Raw genomic sequence first — 22,108 nt, 5'->3', positions numbered from 1 at the left:
TAACATAAAAAAATCATATATTACTTTTCAGTATATTTTAAACAATTTTAAAATTAATATCAGATTTCAACAGTCCCTTTCATAACATTTAATTGCTGAAATATTAAAATCAAAAACTCTAAGAGTTATATATTGTAAGCCTATAGATTTAGCAAAATCTAAAAGCTTTTGTATCATCAACTTACCATAACCTTTGGATCTATATTCTTTATATATGAGTAGCCTAGCTATAGATGCCTTATGATTTTCTTGATCTAACCTAATTATTTGACAATGTCCTATAGACTTCCCTTCATTATCTAAAACATTAAAGAGTAAATTAAGCTTACTGCCCATTGTTTGTTTTATTTGATCAGAGTCAAGAGGAAACTTATAATTGATACCTCCAAATTGATATAAAAAGCGAACATCTTGATCTTCTAACTGTGATAAAAGTTCATAAATATTTTCTTCTGTAAACTTTTCTAGTTTAATCATCAGATAATTGCTTTATTGATTATGCTCAAACAAGCTTTCTCCAGAACTATCTGATGATTGAGGTGAGTTTCTCTGCTTACCTCCAAATTCAGTCCTACCTATATTACTTCCTTGATAGCTATTATAGCTATGTTGTCTTTGGGAAAATTCTCTATTCTGATCATATATTGATCTATTCGAATTTTGCTGCTCTTGTTGATCTCCAAAATATGTCGTTTTTATGTTATTTCCTTGCTGTCTTTGTGAAATACTCTCTCTATTTTGGTCATATATTGATCTAGCAATATTCTGTTGCTTCTGCTGGCCTTCAAAACTAGTCGTATTTATATTATTTCCTTGACCCTCACTATAACTTTGTGAAACACCTCTATTTTGATCGTATATTGATCTAGCAATATTTTGTTGCTTCTGTTGCTCAAAACCTTGTTGCATGCCACCATAGTTTAACTGAGAGTTAGGCTGGGCTGTCTCTAGTTCTTTCTCTAGTGCAGCGTAATTTGTGGCTAGAGACACTACAGGTATTGCTAAAGACATAGTAGCTAATATAAGTTTTAATTTTTTCATAATCTAATTTATAAAAAAGTACAATATAGCCATTGTATTTGTTTTGAATATGCTTTGCAAAAAGATTTATTTTATAAAATACAGCTTATTTAGCCTTGTTTTTGATATCAATTATTTTCACTAAAACTATTAATAATGGCGGAATAGCCATCAATACTCCAAAGATGAACTGATTATCTAATGTTACATAGGAAACTGCTGAAGATACTATAGCTGTAACAGTTATCTGAATAAAACCAAATATTGCTGATGCAGCCCCAACATCTGTATAGATATTCTCATAAGCACATACATAAGTTGCCGTATACTGAAAAGTATTACCACAAAATGCTAAAGCACATAATACAACTACGACAACTGTATTTAAGCCAAATATAAAATATGAAAGAGCTAATCCTATACCACAAAAAATAGAAAAAGATGCACTACACAAGCTAACCTTACTCATATCTAATTTACTAACTTTATTTTTAAAAAGTATCAAAAATAAAGCTGCAGGAACTATCACTGCTGTAGATAGTAGTGAAAATTCAAATGGTGAAAACTTTAAGAGAACTTGAAAAAGAAATGGCGAAAGAGTCGCAAATACAAATACTAATGATAAAGCTAGGCCACTACAACTAGCATTTAGTATAAAGGTTTTATTTGATAATATTTTCTTATACGATTCTAAAAGATTAGTATTACTTTTTACTATAGTCTCTAAATGTAAATATTTCACAATCAAAATCATTACAATGATTGCCATCAAAGAATGTAATGCAAAATTAGCACGCCATCCTATACATTCTTGAATTATACCGCCCGATATAGGTGCTAACGGAGGCGTCAAAGATATAACGCTAGAGATTATGAGACTAGCTTTAGCTAACGAATGATTATCACTAAATACATCTTTCATAATAGCCCTAAAAGATATAAAAGAGCTACCCATACCTATACCTTGAAGAAAGCGAAAGAATAACAACTGGTCTTCACTTTGTGCTAGCATACAAAAAGTACTGGCCAAGCAAAAAATTATATATCCAGCTATAAGTGCTGGCTTACGTCCATACTTATCAGAGAAATAACCAAACCCTAATACAGAACAAGCCATTCCTAAAAAGTATATTCCAACCGTAAATTTAACATCCCTAGCAGCAGCATCAAAATACCCCATAATATATGGTAATGATGGAGTAAAACTATCTGTTGCAAACTGTGACATTACTCCCAATAGACAGATAATTAATATCACTGTTCTTTTTGAGGATACTTTTAACTGTCCATTAGTCATATCTAAAAACCTTATATTGTTTAAATCACAAAGCTTTTATCATCTAATCGATTTTGATTACTAAAATATTGTTTAAATAAGTCTTTATATTTTACTAACTCCTCATAAGTTAGTAAAAATACTCCATCTCCACCTTCACTAAAGCTTAACCATGTAAAAGGAACATCTGGACACATTTCCATTAAAGCATACTGACTATTACCAACCTCTACGATTAAAACACCTTTTTCTGTCATGTATTGATCAGCTTCTAAGATTATCTTTTTAGCAAGATCTAAACCATCATCACCAGCTTCAAGAGCTAATTTTGGCTCATAGTGATACTCTTTAGGCATACTATCTAAATCTTCTTTATCTACATAAGGAGGATTAGAGACGATAACATCAAATTTTTGGCCCTTTAAATTACTAAATAAATCAGATTTAACCGTCTGTACTCTATCTGTAAGCTGATGTTTTCTTATATTATGGTTAGCTATAGTTAAAGCATCATCAGAGATATCTACTAACGTGATATCAGCTTCTTCAAAAACAGTTGCTGATGCAATACCTATACAGCCACTTCCTGTACATAAGTCTAAAACATTTTTCACATCATCAATATCATTAATCCACGGGGAAAAATCATTACGAATAAGCTCAGCAATGGGAGATCTAGGTATAATTACTCTTTCATCGATATCAAATTCCATACCAGCAAACCATGCTTTTTTTAGGATATATGGTAAAGGCTTACGCTCATAAGCTCTTTGATAAACATACTCTATTATTGTTTTTTTCTCTTCTAAAAGAAGCCTTGAGGCAACCATATTACCATCTATATCATGAGACATATTAATTGCAGATAGCACCAAGTGTACGGCCTCATCCCAAATAGAATCTGAACCATGACCAAAATATGCCTGATTAACAGACATTTCAGAAATAGACCAACGTATGAAATCTCTTATAGTATGTAAATTGTTTATAATATCTTGTTGTTTTTCTTGACTATACATTTATTAACCTTTTTTCCATGTAGTACCAGTTGCGCTATCTTCTAGTATTATTCCTTGTGCTTGAAGCTGATTTCTAATTTCATCAGCTCTAGCATAATTTTTATCTTTTTTCGCTTGAGCTCTTTCAGTGATTAACTTTTCGATTTCATTAGCATCAACACCATCGTCTTGCTTAAAGTACTCTTCTATATCTGTAAACAAGATACCTAATACATTACAAAGCTTACGTAAAAGATATGCATACCCACTGGCTTTATATTTATTTGTTGTTTTTAGAGTGTTTATTTCTTTAGCTAGACTAAATAAAACAGCTAATGCTTCTGGAGTATTAAAGTCATTATCCATAGCTTTAATAAATTTCTCTTCATATTGATCTGCATCATCTGGAAGATTTACTTCAACATGCTCAACATCTCTTAGAGCATTAAATAACCTCTCAACAGATGCTCTAGCATTATCAAGATTCTCTTTTGAGTAATTAATCTCACTTCTATAGGAAGTAGAAGCTAAAAAATACCTAACAACCTCTGAGTGATACTCTTCTAAAACTTCATTTATTGTAAAGAAATTATTCAAAGATTTAGACATTTTTTCAGCATTAACTTTCACCATACCTGAGTGAAGCCAATAATTAGCAAATGTACAATCATTACAAGCTTCAGATTGAGCTATTTCATTCTCATGATGTGGAAATCTAAGATCAGAACCACCAGCATGGATATCAAAAGTATCTCCTAGAAGCTTTTTTGACATTGCTGAACATTCAATATGCCAACCAGGGCGTCCAGCTCCCCATGGAGAATCCCATGCTGGCTCACCTTGTTTTGCCATCTTCCACAGCACAAAGTCCATTGGATTTTCCTTTTCATCGACAACATCTACTCTTGAGCCTTGCTGTAACGCTTCAAGATTCTGTTTACTTAATTTGCCATAATCAGCAAACTTAGTTACGCGATAAAAAACATCACCATTTGCTCCTTGATATGCATAGCCTTTCTCAACTAACTCTTTAATCATTACAATCATTTCAGGAATAGTTTCGGTAGCTCTAGGTTCTTGTGTAGGACGCAGAATATTTAATTTATCAAAAGCATCATGCATTGATTTGATTGTTCTTTCTACTAGCTGACTAGTAGATTCACCATTTTCATTAGCTCTTTTGATGATCTTATCATCGATATCTGTGATATTTCGTACAAAATCAACATCAAAACCACGATATTTAAAATATCTATTAATAACATCAAAAGCTATATTCGTACGAGCATGACCAATATGACAATCATCATATACAGTGATACCGCAAACATACATTTTAATCTTATTAGCATCAATTGGTTTAAACTCTTCTTTTTTCCCAGATAAGGAATTATAAAAAATCATAAAATAAATAGCCTAGTTTTATATATTTACATATTATAGATTATCAGTATAACTAATATTATTTTTTTTTGAACTTTTAATGCTTAAAGCTTTTATATACTACATCAAGATGAGAGCCAATTCCATCTAGCTTCGCCATCTCTTGACATCCATCTGTATATGCTGAGCAGCCCGTATCTAGATATATCCTTTGCGCATTATTACAGTTACCATCAATACTACATTGCAATCCATCTTTCAGAGCATAGATCTTACCATCTCCATCACGATTTATTTGGAAACTTGACCCAGAGGAAGTAGACACAGCACTTATCAAAGCTCTTGTTGATATATCTTCAACATATATTTTTTTATCTGTAACAATAAATAATGTACCAAATTTTACAATTAGCTTCTGAATAACCTCTCCCGTGAAAGTTTGAGATGAAACCAAGGTTGGTGCAGATATCCCATGACTATAAAGATATATATAAAGCTTATCGTTATTAAAATATATTATATAAAATTGCGTTGTATTTTTCTTTACTAAAATAGGATCATCAACCACATCTGCTGCTAAAGTAGCTTTAGTTGAGTCAGTCCCATCACCAAAAAGATAACTTCCACCCAGGTTAAAATCTAAGACATTGCTATGCTCAAAAATTAAAGGTGCTCCTGGACTTAGTGTAAACAAACTATCAGGAATAGATAAATAAATACTTGAGCCATCAAAATCACTACTACCAACCGTATACTTATCTGTTGTAGTCGCTGTGTAGATTTTAGTGGAACTATCATATGTTGTAGTATACGCATCTAAATCATAGTTTCCAGATCTAAGAAACTTCTCTAATATTAAAAGTTTTGGTTCCTCTTGAGCACTATCATAATACCATTTAGCTAAAACTATATCTCCATCAGCAAATTCTAAACCTTGAACTTCTACCCAGTTAGATAAGTCCACCCTAGCTTGTGACGGATTAGTCTGAAGATTAGTAAGAGTTGTTGATGATGTATATACTCTATCAAAATCATATATTGCTAAATGAAAAATCCACTCTCCATTGACAAGACTCCAGCCTACACTAAGCCTATAGTCACTTAAAGATAGAATTAATGGGAAACCAATATCTAAGTCATTACCATAAGCGTTAATAACTAATGTTTGACTTGGATTATCATAACAAGGCCCTCTATAGTCACCATGATCTTTATGAGCTCCCCAACTTGCTCCTGCTAAACTCATAGTTTTTTCACTAGGCTCTCCTGGATTATGACATATAAGTATATGATGATCATGCATTGCTTCACAGCTACTTTCCTCATCTTCATCAGAATTTCCATTTCCATTTCCATTTCCATTTCCATTTCCATTTATATTACACTCAACCTCAACTTCTGAACCAGGCTCACTATCAAATAAAGGCTTCTCAATAAAGCCTATATAACCTCCGTATAATGCTACTTTATTAGTTTGTGATATCCCTAATTTGTAATTTTTTAAAGCTTCACTCATTGCATCGGTATTTATATATGGAAGATTCAATGGAATTATTGTTTCCTCATATTGCGTCATTGTTATATTAGGTAGGATATTAAAGATAAAGTCTCGAGTATATTTATGAGTATCTTCATGAAAAGAATCATGTGTCAAATTATAACTAATCAAATATGGAGTTGAACTATATAGTGTTATATTTGCATTTTTAAAATCAAAACCTGGAGTAATACTATTAACCTGTGTAAGAAATCTAAAATCCCCAACACTATCATCTGAGTCTGCTGATAAAACATCAGAACCTATAATATTTTTAAAATATCCCTCATGAACATTTATATTTTGAGTTTGATCAATTTGAGTTTTTATAGATAGAGAACTTAGGTTAAAGTTATAAGCCAAGGCAGATACTACAACCATGACAACAAAGGCAAATATAATTACTGCTAATAATGAAGACCCTTTTATATTTTTAAACCTCATATAACAACCCTATAAATTAATCACCTTAGTAAAACTTTTACCATCTACATCAAACGATACCTTAAGCGCAGGATATGTATTGGCATCTATAGCAGTATCTGAAGAAATACCACTCCATATAACACTTCCATTACTTATAGTCGCATATTCAACCTGTAAATTATTAATCCCCCTAACTAACTCATAAGACATACCTCTTGATGAGCTTCCTTTTATATATACATATAACGAATAGATATCTTGACCATCTTTATCTTTTTGACCAGTATCTCTTATATAAAGTATTTCTAAAGAATATTTACCAATATAATCTCCTGGGTAATATTCTGAGACTTGGGGAGCTAAAGCTAAGCTAATAGCATTACTACTAGTATTTATACTAGCAACTTTAACCAAATTTATACTATTTCTATTACATAAAAATAGATAATCGCCAACATCTATATCATCTATTGATTTAGCATAAAGTGTTTCATCTAATGCATTTATGTCACTAAATTCGGTATGACTTTCTTCTTTTTTAACCATGATATAGTCTGTATCTTCTTGAAAGCATTCTCCACTACATTCATCTTTCAATGCTTCTGAAAAGCTTGACCCACTTGAAAATGGCAGTTGTCCTACAATGATTGCTGAACTATTTGTAAAATAACTATCCAATGAATCAGTTGAGCTATCATAATAGTCTTGATTTAGAGATCCAAATTTACATGCAAAGCCAACATCTTTAACAAAATCATAAACAATATTTTTAACTAACAATTCTTTTGTCTCTGCATCTGTCTTATTTTTATGTGAATTATATTTATCTTTGACTGTAATATAGGCAGTTATTAAGGCTGAGACAACTATCATTGCTATAGCTGTAGAAATTAAAAGACCAATTAAAGTAGAACCTTTAGATCTATTTTCTTTAAGCTGTAGTTTCATATCAACCTCTTATATTATGCTCATACACTACACCACCCCGGTAAAAGCTCTGTATCAAAATTATAAGCAGTACAACGCCAGGTCACACCCGAAGATGTAATATCGGCATTAGTATTAGGGCCAATTACAACATATTGACCACTACTATCAAAAGGTGGATTATCTAGTGGCTGAGTTGTATTAATCTGAGTATTACTTAGATTCAGTAATACTCCTGTACTGCTTGAATGTTTTTCTGTACTACTTGATAGTAGACTATCTCTAGCTGTGTTGATATCAGTAAGTACCGCGGGATCATCAATTTGTTCAACCCCCGCATTTATATATATCTCATTAGCTCTTTGCATATATGCTCCAAGCTCATCATTAATAGCGTCTGCAACGGGATTACTTGCATAGATTCTTTGTGTAACAGTTAACTCCATATCTGGATTAGTCGCAACAAACTCCTGTATACTTTCACCTAAATCAGAGGATTTTGAGAAAGTAATATTTCCTAGAGAATTATCATTAAATGTTCCTGATAACATAAAATCACTAACTCGATCATCTAGCTCATCAGCTAATTCAACTTTTTTCTCTATTAGAATCGCTCTAGAAATTATATTACCTATGGTATAGAAAATTGTAAAAAACAAGAACATAACTAGAGCTGATGATATCAACACCTCTAGAATTGTAAATCCTTTATTTCTTAAAATCTTCATACACGCAACCCACAAACTCTTAATTTGTACATATAAATTTTACCACATAAATAAAACCGACCGTTTAAAACTTGATCTTTTTGACTAGATAATCGATGCTTTTGGATAAATATTCATGGCTTTATATTAGAATAATTTAAAGATCTCCTTTGTTAAAACTATTTGTCAAATATAGCATGTGTACATCTATCTTTTTGATTTAAATCTTTAATAGTTACAACATTACTAAACTCATACTCAAGCAATATATCTTGGACAAACTTAGCCTGTGTATATCCATGCTCAATATATATGTATGCATTTTCATTTAGATATAAATATGCCTGAGAAATTATAGTTTTAATATCTGCTAAGCCATTATCTTTGGCAAATAAAGCACTTTGAGGCTCATACTTCTTTACTTCCTGATCAATTTCATCATCACAGAAGTCTATATAAGGTGGATTAGAGACAACAATATCAAACTTTTTATTCTCTAAATTTTGATACCAGTCGCTTTGGATAAACTCAACATTAGATATCTTATTCTCGTTAGCATTTCTTTTAGCCACGCCTAAAGCTTTCTGAGAGAAATCAACCGCAACAATATGACTATTTGATAATTCAGATGCCAAAGCTAAAGCTATTGCTCCAGTACCTGTTCCAAGATCAAGTATATTTAACTTAGCATTTTTATCTGATATATCATCTAAGACTGATTCAACTAGAATCTCAGTATCTGCACGTGGAATAAGAGTATCTTGTGTTACAAAAAGCTTTTGATCCCAAAAATATTTATATCCCAAAATATAAGCCAAAGGTTCACCATTAAAATAACGATGAGTTTTAGTATTTATTTTTTCAACGACTCCGTTATCTAAAACTTTATCCGAATTTATATATAAGTAAGTTCTATCAACACCTAAAACATCACAAATAATAGTTTGAATATCATTTTTAAATATAGATAGCTCATTTGTAGGATATCTAGATTTAGACAGTCGTTGCTTATAGTTATTAACAATATGAGAGATAAAAGATGAAATTGTATAGTTACTCATCTGACATTGTTGCTAAAAGATCTGCTTGATATTCTAAAACTAAAGGTTGTATAACACTATCTAAACTGCCTTCCATTACTTCATCAAGTTTATAAAGTGTTAAATTTATACGATGATCAGTAACTCTGCCTTGTGGATAGTTATATGTTCTAATTCTTTCAGACCTATCACCACTACCAACTAGACTTTTACGTGTATCTGACTGCTCTTTTTGCTGTTTATCTATCTCTGCTTGAAGTAATCTTGACTTTAACATTGACATTGCCGCAGCACGGTTCTTATGTTGAGACCTTTGATCTTGGCACTCTACAACGACACCTGTAGGGATATGCGTTATCCTGATTGCTGAGTCTGTTTTGTTCACATGCTGACCACCAGCTCCAGATGCTCTAAAAGTATCAACCTTTAAATCTGCTGGATTTATATCGATTCCTTCAACCTCATCGACCTCTGGCATAACTGCAACAGTACAAGCTGATGTATGTACCCTACCTTGAGATTCTGTTGCTGGTACTCGCTGTACTCTATGAGCACCAGATTCAAATTTTAATTGTGAATATGCGCCCTCACCATTAACCTTTGAAATAATTTCCTTGTAGCCACCATGTTCACCTTCGCTTGCTGAAATCACTTCAATTTTCCAACCTCTTTGCTCAGCATACTTAGAATACATCTTAAATAAATCACCCGAAAATATCGAGGCCTCATCACCACCGGTACCCGCTCTAATCTCTAAAAAAACGTTTGCATCATCATTAGGATCACGAGGTAAAAGAAGAATTTGTAGCTCTGCTTCAAGATTCTCTATAGTCTCATTAGCTAATTTAAGCTCTTCTTTTGCCATTTCTACTAGCTCAACATCTTTTTCATTAAGCATCTCTTGAGCAGCTTCTCTATCTTCTTGAGCTTGAGAGTAATCTTTAAATGCTTTTACTATTGGTTCAAGCTGAGAGTATTCTCTTGATAAGTCTCTAAACTTATTTTGATCTGAAATAATATCAGCATCACTTAATAAGGCACTTACTTCCTCATGCCTTTCAATCAAACTTTGTAATTTTGCTTTAATTGAATCTTTCATTTACTTTTCCACATTTAAACCAAACATACGTTTCATACACACAAGACAATCATTTCTACCTTGTTTAGAAGCTTCTTTCATACCCATCACAGGATAGTGTAAAACTTTCTTTTTAATCTCATAGGCAAATCTTTTCATCACCTCTTCAGCATCTTTACCATTCCTGACTTTCGCTAAGCTTTTTTCCAAAGATAAATCAACAAGACCATCAGCCTTATCAAACAGCTCTTTAATTGCACTATTTGATATAATCGCCTTTTCTTTTTCTAAATATTCTTCTAATGACTTAACAATAATCTTTTGTGCTCTGGAGCTTTCATGTTTTCTTTTATCTTTATTATCAGAAATTACAGCATTTATATCATCAACGCAGTAATAAACATTCTTATTCATATCACCAAGCTTAGGATCTAAAGCCTGAGGTATAGATATATCAATAAATACTCTTGGCTTAGTATCTACATCATTTTGCGAAATCATATAGCCTTCAGAGTGTATAGCCGTGATTATAATATCTGCTTTTTCAACTAATTCATGCAAATCTGTCAAAGGGTGAGGACTAGCATTTCTAAAAGCAGAAGTAATCTTTTCTGCCTTTTCAATAGTTCTGTTAGCTAACATAATTTGCTTTGGTGCTAAAGCTGTAACATGTCTAAACAATAATTCTCCGGTTTGTCCAGCACCAATAATAAGCACATTTTTTGTAGAGATATTATCTAATTGCTTCTTAGCTAAAGTAATTGCAGAAAAAGCAACTGAAACTGGACAATACCCTATTCTAGTCTCACTACGCACTTTTTTTGCTGTAGCAAAAACCTTTTGAAAAACTCTATCTAGCTCCTTACCTAAAGCATGATTTTTCTTACTAAGAGTATATGAATCCTTAACTTGTCCTAATATTTGTGGCTCACCTAGAACCATCGACTCTAAACCACATGCAAGCTTCATAAGGTGCATTATAACCCCGGTACCTTGCCTTAGTTTAAAATAATCTCTTATTTTATATTCCGGATTTCTAACATAGCTTTGCCACCATGCTAAAACATTATCAACAACTCTTAGATTAGATATTTCTAAATATATTTCTGTACGATTACACGTCGATAGAATAACAGCATTAATGACATTATCTATAGCAAGTATTGATCTATACAGCATAGACACATCTAAACCCGAGAGAGCAAACTCACTACGAACCTCAATTGGGGATTTTTTATAATCAATTGCTAACGATATTAATGCCATATTAAAATAAAAATGTACTACAATAATTAACTTAGAAAAACAAGTATGTATTGTAGCACAAAAGAATTAGACATTACATTGTAATCTGCTATCTAACCACAGTAAAGTCTTCTAAATTCAGTAATCTGATTACTAAATATTCCCAAACTATATTACTGACTTAAAAAGTATTACCATATAAATAAATGTCAACCATTAGTTTTTTTGATAATTAAGTTTTCTTATCACATGGCGTTGCTATCACTTGTTTAACGTTGTAAAACTTAGCAAATGCTTGATTATTTATATTAGAAGGATCACATGTTAAAGATCTAGCTGTTATTCCATATTTGTTTGGAAGCCCTGAAGCTATTTCATACATAGGAACAGCCACTATATTTTTATCTTTTTCTGACATCATAATATTATCTTGTTCTTGACTAATCTCATGCAAATAGTAGTAGTTTATAGCTAAGCCTCCGGCTAAATATATAATCCCAAGAATAAATACAATATATAGTTTTTCTATAAACATATAAATTTGCTTTACATAATAGTTATTACTAGTATAAATCTGATACATAGCTGCGATGAAAAATATTACATAATAAATTAGCATCAATCGTATTAACAGACCGTAGCTATATATAACAGGAGTCATAACAAATATTATTGATATAAGAGCTGCACTATAAATAAACTTTGTTTTCTTTCTCACATATTTTCTTAAAAGAAGAAATATAAAGAAAACAGCAAATAATATTAATATAATTTCTGTATTTGGTGATACTGAGTATCTAACACTTTCTATAACTTTTATAATCCCTTGGTATAAAGAATGTGAATGCTTACCTGACATTTGTGCCATTCTAACATAGTTACCAGGAGCAGATATTAAAGCAACACCTCCAGCAAAACAGGCTAATGCAAAATATATTACAGACTTATTTATTTTCTTTTTATCTAAAATACAATCAACAAAGTATGCCATACATAAAATAAGTAATACTCCAACAAACTGCTCATTATAGAGCCCTATAAATAGACCTATTAGTGCTGGAACTATGACTACTTGCTTATTTTTAATAACGGTATAGTAATATAATATAGTAACTAAACATATCCCCCAAAAGTATTGAATTGCTGCTGTTTTCCAGAGAGTCTGCCCAATAAATCCGGTTAACGTAAACATTAGTAAAAATAAAAACAAATATATACAAAATGCTTTGGAATATAGCTTATACCTACCTCCTGTGCTTATTTTAAAAGAAAATAGAATAAATAAATAATAAGCTAGAGAGTTTAAAACATTGATAACAATTGTTGATAAAACAATATATTTCTTAGAAAAAAGACAATAAACTAATAACTGAGCTGACATTCTGCCAGTCCAACCAAAATAATCTTGTTTTAGCATTGCTAAAAGATCATGATTTACTAATGTATCATTAATAGCCCTCCAATAATCATCCATAGCTACTGGCTGACAATAGTTTAAAAATAAGAAGTAAGCAAATATAGCAATACTACAAGTTATGGTTTTGAGTTTATCATTCATCAATACTGATATATTTATTTGATGTAAGTAAAATGATTATAGATGACATAGTTTATACTAACAATCCCTTAAGTATAAATACAGAAAATACGAAAATAATCTTGAGTAGCGAATTTTTTGCTTTTTATTTCTATATTTGGACCACTAATAAACTTACAACGTTTACTACTTTTATGTTAAGATGTTGTAAAATTTATTGAAAAAATAAATCATAAATATGAGTTTTAAAGGTTTAACAAAAAAACAAAACCAAGCACTATATACAATAATTGGAATAATTATTATAGCAATAATATGTGTCATACTATTCCAATTCTATAATTCAAACAATCATAAAAGAATTTTAGAAGCATCTAATGTATATCAAAAAGCTTTAATTGCTAGTGAAAATTCAGCTGCATCATCAAATACAAAAATATCTAAATTTACATCTGTTGTAAATCAATACCCAAATACTAGTTTTGGTATATTTGCTAGTTGGCAACTGGCAGACTTGTATATAACTCCAACTAAGTTAGATACCAGTAATTTCAGCATAAATATTGCAAATTTACCAAAAGCTATAAGTATACTTCAGCAGAGTATCAAGGATAATCCTGATAATAGCTTAACAAATGTTACTAAAACTAGATTAGCTAGGCTTTATATCGCTTCAAATCAACCTGATCAAGCAGTAGAAACTTTAAATAGCCTTAAAACATTGAAAAACAAAGCTTATCCACTTATGCTATTAGGTGAAGCTTACCAGCAGAAAAATGATAAAACAAAAGCCTTAAACGCTTGGCATAAAGCGCTACAAGACCCTGATAGCTCGGCTGAGTTTAAACAAGTGATTACTCAACTAATAAATAACTACTAATCAAAATGAAAAAATCTTATCTTTTAACATTACCCTTATTGCTATCTTTTCTAATAGCTAGTTGTTCAAAAAGTAATGTACCACCACCAACACCACTTAAGGAGAAGGCCCCTAAACAAGTTCATGTCAAAGTGAAATGGAAAAAAAGTACAGGAAACGGTGATAATGGATTAGGTAATTATAATTTAGCTCCAACCTACTCAGATAATACTGCATTTATTCCTAATGAAAATGGCATGGTGTATGCGTTATCAATGAAAAATGGTGATGTGATATGGAAAAAAGATACTAATTCAAGCTTATCTGCTGAACCAAATACTATTGCAAATGCTGTAATTTTTGGCTCAATGAAAGGCAAGCTCACAGCACTAGATGCTAAGACTGGTAAAACACTATGGTTAAGTGAGACTCCTAGTAGTTTGTTTGCTCAACCAACTATTTATAATAACTCTATTTATACTCATACTCATGATGGTTCAGTAGCTGCTTTTGATGCTAGAAATGGCTCAAAGGAATGGAGTGCGTCGAATAACATTCCAGAATTAACATTACCTGGTAACTCATCTCCTATTGTATTAAATGATACTGTAATGATAGGATCTGCTTTTGGTACTGTTTTAGGATTTACAGTTAAAAATGGGGATAAAACTATCAATATCCCTGTAGCTATTGCTCATGGATCATCTCCTGCTGATAAAATGGTTGATATAACTGCAAACCCAATGATATATCATCATTATCTGATTTTTGCCTCATTCCAAGGGGCTATAGTAGCTCTAGATAAAGACTCTGGAAAAATGCTATGGGCAAAAAAAGCTTCTATAATTAGTAATATGGCAATCGATAATAATGTTATTTTCACAACTCAAGCAGATAGTGAAATTAAAGCATATAATATACAAAATGGTGAAACAGTTTGGACACAAGATACTCTAAAATGGCGTAAGATAACTGGTCCTGTTTATTACAAAGGTTTAATTGTTGTGGCTGACTATCAAGGGTACTTACACTTCTTTAGTTCACTAAATGGAGAATATTTAGGAAGATACAAGCTTACTCCAACACCAACACTATTTCCTAGTGTTGGAATCTCTGCTCAATTAGTACCGACAAAACAAGGTATTCTTGTTGAAGCTGAAAACGGCACAACCTACTTAGTTGATGCTTATAGTGATAAGGTTATATATGAGAGTATTCTAGGTGATTATAAAATTGATAAAGGTAAAAATGTTAAACACATTAACGCATCGATTAAACCAACTGCAGTAGCCGCAGCAAACAAAAAATCAAAAAAAGAAGATACAAAAGGCTTAAAAGTTAATATAATAATAGGAGACTTTAGCAAAAGTAAACCTACTAATGTATAAAGGCATAAGACCATCAATATTTATTCTAATCCTAATGGTTTCATTAGGGCCGTTTGGCGATACTATCTACGCCCCAGCCTTACCTGAACTAAAGAAAATTCTTGGTACTGATTATCCTCATGTTCAGCTTACAATAACTTCATACCTGCTAGGCTACTCTATTAGCCAAATTTTGTATGGACCATTTTCTGATAGATTTGGGCGCAAACCTATCATGCTAATAGGCTCATGTTTTTTTATAATTAGTTCAGTAATATGTTTATTTAGTCAACATATTGACACATTGATATATGCTCGTCTTCTACAAGGTTTTGGAGCAGCAGCTGGTGGAGTTATTGCTACAGTAGCAGTTAAAGATGCCTTTAAAACTAACGAGCAAGGTGCTGTATTTGCAATTATGAATATAGCATTTGCATTAGCCCCTGCTTTTGGCGCTATACTTGGAGTATTTTTAAGCCCATCACTAATATTTTGGGTACTACTAGTTGCCGCTAGCTTACTTTTTATAAAAGTAGCATTATTTTTCCCTGAAACAATTAGAGAAAAAAATTATGAAGCACTAACAATTAGATCTCTCTTTAAAAATTATTTCTCGTTATTTAGTGATCACCAATTCTTCTTTGCCACTTTTGTATTAGGTCTAAATATTAGCATTATCTACGCTTGTCTTGTCACAGCACCTGATATTTTTGTGAATATTTTAAAACTTGAGAAGTCAAATTTTTTATACCTCCTTAGTTTAATGGTAGTTGCTGTTGTATCAGGATCTATTATTTGCTCGAAACTTAGTCGTATTATAGCATATAAGCATCTTATTAATTTTGGTATGGCTTGTACATTAATATCAGGAGTACTTCTAGTTTATGCTTTTAAAAAGTTTACTGGTTTAGAGCTATCTCTGGCACTAACAGCTATATTATCTTTAACTTTTGTTGGTGTATCTTTTAGTGTGCCATTACTAACACCTATAGCATTAGAAAATTTCACAACAACAGCTGGAGCAGCTTCATCAATAATGGGGTTTATGCAAATGGGAATAGCATCCATTACAACAGCTATCATGAGTCAGATTGACTTAGGAAGCGAGTTCACATTATCTTTGGCTTTTATATTGCTGCCTTTAATTGGACTAATCGTATTTTTACCTTATAGCTGCTACTTTTTAAAGAAATAAGCATTATCACTCTGCCAAGCTTTACGAATTAAGTAAATTATGTGATAAAATTTCCTCTAGTAAATATAATTTATCGATCTAATTAATATTAATGCAAAACTATAATGCTAAATCAATCGAAGTACTAACTGGCCTGGACCCTGTCAAAAAAAGACCAGGAATGTATACTAATACCGAAAATCCAAATCACCTTATCCAAGAGATAGTAGATAATAGTGTTGATGAGGTTTTAGCGGGATTTGCTGATAAAATAGATATTCATCTTTATCAAGATAATAGTATAGAAATTTCTGATAATGGCCGTGGAATGCCTGTAGATATTCATCCTGAGCATAAAATGTCAGGTATTGAGCTTATTATGACAAAGCTTCACTCTGGTGGTAAGTTTAGTAACAAAAACTACACCCACTCTGGAGGTCTTCACGGTGTAGGTGTTTCAGTTGTTAATGCTTTATCAGGCAGGCTTGAAGCTGAGATAAAAAGAAATGGAAAGCTTTATCGCATTGTATTTGAAGATGGTTTTAAAACTAAAGATTTAGAAGTTATTGATACAGTTGGTAAAAAAAATACTGGGACAAAAATTAGGTTTTGGCCAGATAAAAAATATTTTGATGATATCAAAGTAAATCTCAAAGCGCTAAAAAACTTATTAGAGGCAAAAGCTATCCTTTGCAAGGCCCTTACAATCAAGTATTCTAATGAGGCAAGAAAAGAAAAGTTAGTATGGCATTTTGAAGATGGCCTCAAAGGTTATCTAGATCATAAATTAGAATCTGAAACCTTACCAAATAAGCCTTTTATGATAGATAATTTTTCAAATGGAGAGTCTTTCTTAGATGCTGTATTTTGCTGGTGTGAGGCTCCTGCAGAGGTTATAAAAAACAGCTATGTAAACCTAATTCCAACACCTCAAGATGGTACTCACGTTACAGGCTTAAAAAATGGTATTTATGATGCTATTAAAACATATGTAGAGAAAAACTCTCTAGGACTTAAAAATATCAAAATTACAGCAAATGACTCTTTTGCTCAATTAAACTACGTAATATCATTAAAAATAACGAACCCTCAGTTTGCTGGACAGACTAAAGAAAAACTTTCTAACAAAGATGTAACAGCATTTGTTGCCACAACAGTAAAAGATCTCCTAACAATATGGCTTAATCAAAATGCTGAAGAAGCTCGCCAAATAATAGAAAACATTAATAAGATTGCTCAAAAGCGCATTAACGCAGATAAGAAAACTGCGCGTAAGCGTATAATGAACACCTCTATTCGTTTACCTGGAAAGCTAACAGATTGTATTAGTTCTGATGTGAGCTCAACTGAGCTTTTTATTGTAGAAGGAGACTCCGCAGGAGGATCGGCAAAACAGGCCCGCGATAAAAACTTTCAAGCTGTAATGCCTCTTAAAGGTAAGATTCTAAATAGCTGGGAGCTTGATGCTGACACAATAATGAATTCTCAAGAGGTCCATAATATAGCAACAGCAATAGGTGTTGACCCTGATAGTGACGATATTTCTGGATTAAGATATAACAAAATATGTATACTTGCTGATGCAGACTCTGATGGCTTACATATCGCTACTTTACTATGTGCAATGTTTCTAAAACATTTTAGAAAGCTTATCGAGAATGGCCATATTTATATAGCGCAACCACCTTTATTTAGAGTCGATATTGGTAAAAATACCTTTTATGCTCTAGATGAAGCTGAAAAAGAAACTATTTTAGCTGAAAACTCTAAGCTAACTGGCAAAATCAATATTATGCGCTTTAAAGGTCTAGGTGAGATGAATCCTATACAGCTACGTGAATCAGCAATGGATGTCTCTTCTAGAAGATTATTGCAACTAACAATATCTGATATATATGACGATAATGAGGTACTTGATAAACTTTTAGCTAAAAAAAGATCTAAAGATCGTCGTGATTGGTTAGAGAATCATGGCGATAAGGCAGAAATTGATTAAAAGACTATCTATGTTTAGTCATTATATTCAATATATTTAAATCTGTCTTTGACATACCTTCATCTGTTGCTATATAGACTACATTTTCAATAGTCTCTTCAACATCCTTACCAACTATACCATCGTAGGTAGTTACACTATTCCCTAACATCGCAGCATTAACCGCATCATACGCTGTATATATTGAATTAGCTATTTTCATGGAACATGATGAATTTGCTCCATCACACATAATCCCTACAATACTAGCTAAAGCATTAATTATAGCCTTATTAACCTTTTCTAATGGTTGTTCTAACATTAAGGCTAGCCCTGCAGCAATCCCAGCAGAAGCACAAGTTGGGCCACATAATGCAGATAACCTGCCTATCCGAGATTTGATATAAACAGTTATTAATGATGCTAGAAATATTGCTCTATAAAGCTCTTTTGAGCCCTTTTTATTAAACTCTGCAAACTTTATTAAAGCCATGGATATAGTTATACCAATATTACCACTTCCTGCAACCGTCATTACAGGTAATGCAGACCCGCCCATACGAGCATCACTTCCTGCCGCTGCCGCAGCTGCGGCATTATTACGCACATCATCTCCATAAAATCCCAGATCTATAGCGGATCTAATATTTCTACCAGTTTGAGCTCCATAGCTATTATTTAAACCTTCTTGAGAAATCTTTGTATTATTTTTAACAATCAAATCAAATAAAGGTTTAACACTACTAACATCTAATTTAACAGCAATCTCAAATATTTCTTTAACTGAAAAGGTTTTTATAACCTCATCTACTAAGTTTTCTTTATTCAAATTATCATCTACTTTATACAATACTTCTTCATTCTTTTGAACTAGAGTTATATTATTGTGAGCATATTTAATTTCAACAATTGCCTTATCTTCACCATGATAGCCCACGATTTGAATATAAAGCCTAATCTTTTTGTCTGAAGTATAAATCTCTATAGGCTCTTTCATCAGATACCTTTTGACACCTTCAAGCTCTAAAGTCGTTACATCTGCAATCACCATAAGCTCTTTATCAGGATTACCCACAACTAACCCCATAGCCACAGCTGGCTCTATACCAATCATGCCTCCACTATTTGGCACTGTAACACTCTTTACATTTTTAATGATATTACCTGAAGCATATATTACGACCTTATCAGGTATATTTCCCAAAACTTGAGTTACTTTTGCAGCACAAAACGCTAAAGCTATTGGCTCTGTACAGCCTTGAGCTGGAACTACCTCTCGTTGCAATAGATCTAACAACTGCCTTTCTCTATTCATACAACCCTCCGACTAAATTTGAAAACCAATTAAAATCAGTATGGTACTTTTACATAATAGCAAAAAATATCAATCTATACATTAGACAACAAAATTGGGATGATGTAAGAACTTACTAATTTAAGAAATTATTTTTAGAATTTTTAATTAATTATTGTGGTTGTTTAGAGTAGCTTACCCGCTATATCTAACAGTTTTTTCTTTATTATAGACTAATTGCTGCTCAAGATCATTTAACCTTCTTCGCCCCATTTGTTTAACTGGCATAATAAATGTCATAATCACGCCAATACCACATAGTATAAACATAAGTAGCGAAACTCCTAGAACTGGTGGCATTACTCCAGTTATAAATGTCGCAAGTAAAGGAGCAAACCCAGAAATAGACGCTCCAAGTCCATATACAATAGATGCCCCAGAAGCTCGCACATTTGATGGAAATACCTCTGTATAACAAGGATTTGCAGCACCTTGTATCATTCCAGTCATAATGGCCAAAACTATAAGTATAAAAGTTGAAAACTCTAAACGTCCAGCATCTAATAAATAGATCAATATTGGTGATAATATTAGTGAAATGACAAAGCTAAAAAATAATACTTCTTTTCGACCTATTTTATCAGATATAAAACCAAAAAAAGGCGTTGCTAAAAACATGAAAAATATCGCAATAGTATTAACAGTCAAGGCTACAGATAAATGCATACCTAATATATCAACCATATATGTCGTCATATAGGTTATATCTATATAATAAATCATAAGAGCAACTGTCGCTATTGTTGTAACAGATAAAAGATGCCTTTTGTATGTTTTTGTTAACTGAATAACAGGAGATCTTGACTCTGATAGAAACGTTTCTTTCTCATCTTGCTCTCTAAAAAATAAAAAAGCTATAAGAAGTATTGCTCCAAATGCAAAAGGAATTCGCCAAACTAAATTACCCCAGTCAGCAGGAAAAATATTTACAGCTAAAGAACTAACAGCTGATGCCAAAATAAAACCAAGGATAGATGTTGAAAATGCAACTGAAACGTTAAATCCAGTATATCTGACCTTGCTATCTTCTGAGGCAATAGCCATCAAATTACCAAACTGGCCTCCAGCAGAAACACCTTGAAATATTCTGATTACTACTAAAATTATAGGTGCAAGTACACCTGCACTCGCATAAGTGGGTATAAAAGCCATTATTATAGTTGGTATTGCCATAAATAATATAGCCATATTCATAGCAAAATGGCGACCTTTTCTATCACCTAAATATCCAAAAAATATAGAGCCTAATGGTCTTGCAACATATCCAGCTGCAAAAGTACCAAAAGTTAGCAATAAAGATAGCCAACTACTTTGTGATGGAAAAAATTGATGTGAGATAATTATAGCAAAATAACCATATAACGAGTAATCATACCATTCAATCATATTACCGAATGATATTTTAACTGTTTTTATAATATTTTTTTTAAATGACAAAGGTCTTACCACTCCTAAAACTAGTATTATTGTATTCTTATTTACACTCAACAAATTATTCAATTTATGAATGTGGATAAATATTATCATTTAATTTGAAAAATAGTTAAAGATATAATAAGCAAATTTATAAATATAGGAGTAACTAAGCTTTTTTTGAAAAATTTTTTTAGTAATATTTACCTATTCCATGCAGATTATTTACCTTATCCCAATCAAAATACTCTCCAGGGTCGGTTTTTCTTCCAGGAGCTATATTTTGATGCCCTGTAATAGCATTTATTTCAACATAAGTATCTTTCAAATCTGATAGCAAATTATTTAAAGTTTTATATTGCTCAGATTCATAAGCTGTTTTATCAGTTCCTTGTAACTCTATGCCAATAGAAAAGTCATTACAGCCTTGTTTTCCATGAAAGCTACTTACACCAGCATGCCATGCTCTATCATCGACAGAAACAAACTGAATAATCTCACCATCACGTTTGATATAAAAATGAGCTGAAACTTCAACTCCTTTTAAATCTGCAAAACTCCTATGAGACTTACAATCTAGCTTATTCATAAATAAATCTTCAACATTATTATTTATATAACTTCCCTCTGGTAAGCTTATACAGTGGATCACAACCAAGCTAATCTCTGAATTATTAGGTCTTTGATTAAAGTTTTCACTCACAATATGCTTAGCTTTTTTGTACCAACCTTGTTTGAACATCTTATATTTTGAGAGTCAATTATGCTAATATTATACTGTATCAACAAATT

Annotated in this window: 18 protein-coding genes and 1 pseudogene; 4 read left to right on the top strand and 15 right to left on the bottom strand. The window is 32.0% G+C overall.

Going from position 1 to position 22,108, the window contains the following annotated elements; genetic code table 11:
- Positions 1 to 78: 78 nt before the first annotated feature.
- The 12 genes and pseudogenes from AB8E56_RS04640 to AB8E56_RS04585 all read right to left on the bottom strand — a co-directional run.
- Positions 79 to 477: pseudogene (locus AB8E56_RS04640) on the bottom strand (GNAT family N-acetyltransferase); the annotation flags it as partial.
- A 12-nt stretch (positions 478 to 489) separates the two neighbouring features.
- Positions 490 to 1,041, bottom strand: coding sequence for a hypothetical protein (locus tag AB8E56_RS04635; RefSeq protein ID WP_329478477.1), 552 nt, complete (start codon positions 1,039 to 1,041; stop codon positions 490 to 492).
- 85 nt (positions 1,042 to 1,126) lie between these two features.
- Positions 1,127 to 2,317: an MFS transporter gene (locus AB8E56_RS04630; RefSeq protein WP_329478475.1), complete on the bottom strand. Its 1,191-nt coding sequence runs from the start codon at positions 2,315 to 2,317 to the stop codon at positions 1,127 to 1,129.
- A gap of 20 nt (positions 2,318 to 2,337) precedes the next feature.
- Positions 2,338 to 3,315, bottom strand: coding sequence for a 50S ribosomal protein L3 N(5)-glutamine methyltransferase (gene prmB / locus AB8E56_RS04625; RefSeq protein ID WP_329478473.1), 978 nt, complete (start codon positions 3,313 to 3,315; stop codon positions 2,338 to 2,340).
- Positions 3,316 to 3,318: 3 nt separating this feature from the next.
- A complete protein-coding gene (gene cysS, locus AB8E56_RS04620; protein ID WP_329478471.1) occupies positions 3,319 to 4,698 on the bottom strand; it encodes a cysteine--tRNA ligase in 1,380 nt (459 codons plus the stop codon).
- Between the two features lie 76 nt (positions 4,699 to 4,774).
- Positions 4,775 to 6,658, bottom strand: coding sequence for a hypothetical protein (locus tag AB8E56_RS04615; protein WP_329478469.1), 1,884 nt, complete (start codon positions 6,656 to 6,658; stop codon positions 4,775 to 4,777).
- A gap of 9 nt (positions 6,659 to 6,667) precedes the next feature.
- The gene (locus AB8E56_RS04610) at positions 6,668 to 7,588 is read right to left on the bottom strand and encodes a photosystem I protein M (PsaM) (RefSeq protein ID WP_329478468.1); all 921 of its coding nucleotides are present in this window, start codon (positions 7,586 to 7,588) and stop codon (positions 6,668 to 6,670) included.
- Between the two features lie 20 nt (positions 7,589 to 7,608).
- Positions 7,609 to 8,295, bottom strand: a complete 687-nt coding sequence (locus AB8E56_RS04605; protein WP_329478466.1) for a type II secretion system protein — start codon at positions 8,293 to 8,295, stop codon at positions 7,609 to 7,611.
- 158 nt (positions 8,296 to 8,453) lie between these two features.
- A complete protein-coding gene (gene prmC, locus AB8E56_RS04600) occupies positions 8,454 to 9,335 on the bottom strand; it encodes a peptide chain release factor N(5)-glutamine methyltransferase (protein WP_329478464.1) in 882 nt (293 codons plus the stop codon).
- Positions 9,328 to 10,413, bottom strand: a complete 1,086-nt coding sequence (gene prfA, locus AB8E56_RS04595; RefSeq protein WP_329478461.1) for a peptide chain release factor 1 — start codon at positions 10,411 to 10,413, stop codon at positions 9,328 to 9,330. Before prfA ends, prmC begins: the two co-directional genes overlap by 8 nt.
- Positions 10,414 to 11,658 (bottom strand): glutamyl-tRNA reductase, encoded by a 1,245-nt coding sequence (locus tag AB8E56_RS04590; protein ID WP_329478458.1) that lies wholly within the window; start codon positions 11,656 to 11,658, stop codon positions 10,414 to 10,416.
- A gap of 211 nt (positions 11,659 to 11,869) precedes the next feature.
- Positions 11,870 to 13,195 carry a DUF6056 family protein gene (locus tag AB8E56_RS04585; RefSeq protein ID WP_329478456.1) on the bottom strand — a complete coding sequence of 442 codons (1,326 nt, stop codon included), beginning with the start codon at positions 13,193 to 13,195 and terminating at the stop codon, positions 11,870 to 11,872.
- A 217-nt stretch (positions 13,196 to 13,412) separates the two neighbouring features.
- Here AB8E56_RS04585 and AB8E56_RS04580 point away from each other — a divergent pair, with 217 nt between their 5' ends.
- The 4 genes from AB8E56_RS04580 (at position 13,413) to parE (ending at position 18,570) form a co-directional block, all read left to right on the top strand.
- Positions 13,413 to 14,054 carry a tetratricopeptide repeat protein gene (locus tag AB8E56_RS04580; protein ID WP_329478454.1) on the top strand — a complete coding sequence of 214 codons (642 nt, stop codon included), beginning with the start codon at positions 13,413 to 13,415 and terminating at the stop codon, positions 14,052 to 14,054.
- A gap of 5 nt (positions 14,055 to 14,059) precedes the next feature.
- Positions 14,060 to 15,421 (top strand): outer membrane protein assembly factor BamB, encoded by a 1,362-nt coding sequence (gene bamB / locus AB8E56_RS04575; RefSeq protein ID WP_329478452.1) that lies wholly within the window; start codon positions 14,060 to 14,062, stop codon positions 15,419 to 15,421.
- On the top strand, positions 15,414 to 16,595 hold the full coding sequence (locus AB8E56_RS04570) for a multidrug effflux MFS transporter (RefSeq protein ID WP_329478450.1): 1,182 nt from the start codon (positions 15,414 to 15,416) through the stop codon (positions 16,593 to 16,595). The genes bamB and AB8E56_RS04570 overlap by 8 nt, the downstream gene beginning before the upstream one ends.
- 91 nt (positions 16,596 to 16,686) lie before the next feature.
- Positions 16,687 to 18,570 carry a DNA topoisomerase IV subunit B gene (gene parE, locus AB8E56_RS04565; RefSeq protein WP_329478448.1) on the top strand — a complete coding sequence of 628 codons (1,884 nt, stop codon included), beginning with the start codon at positions 16,687 to 16,689 and terminating at the stop codon, positions 18,568 to 18,570.
- Positions 18,571 to 18,574: 4 nt separating this feature from the next.
- On the opposite strand, the gene AB8E56_RS04560 is transcribed toward parE, so the two are convergent.
- The 3 genes from AB8E56_RS04560 to ampD form a co-directional block, all read right to left on the bottom strand.
- Entirely contained in the window at positions 18,575 to 19,864 is a 1,290-nt protein-coding gene (locus tag AB8E56_RS04560) for an L-serine ammonia-lyase, iron-sulfur-dependent, subunit alpha (protein WP_329478445.1), read from the bottom strand.
- A 174-nt stretch (positions 19,865 to 20,038) separates the two neighbouring features.
- Entirely contained in the window at positions 20,039 to 21,340 is a 1,302-nt protein-coding gene (locus AB8E56_RS04555; RefSeq protein ID WP_329478443.1) for an MFS transporter, read from the bottom strand.
- Positions 21,341 to 21,509: 169 nt separating this feature from the next.
- Positions 21,510 to 22,058 (bottom strand): 1,6-anhydro-N-acetylmuramyl-L-alanine amidase AmpD, encoded by a 549-nt coding sequence (gene ampD, locus AB8E56_RS04550; RefSeq protein ID WP_329478441.1) that lies wholly within the window; start codon positions 22,056 to 22,058, stop codon positions 21,510 to 21,512.
- Positions 22,059 to 22,108 lie beyond the last annotated feature (50 nt).

Origin of the sequence: Francisella sp. 19X1-34, from assembly GCF_041102755.1 — a bacterium.
GTDB lineage: Bacteria > Pseudomonadota > Gammaproteobacteria > Francisellales > Francisellaceae > Francisella.
This window is presented reverse-complemented; position numbering and strand designations above follow the sequence as displayed.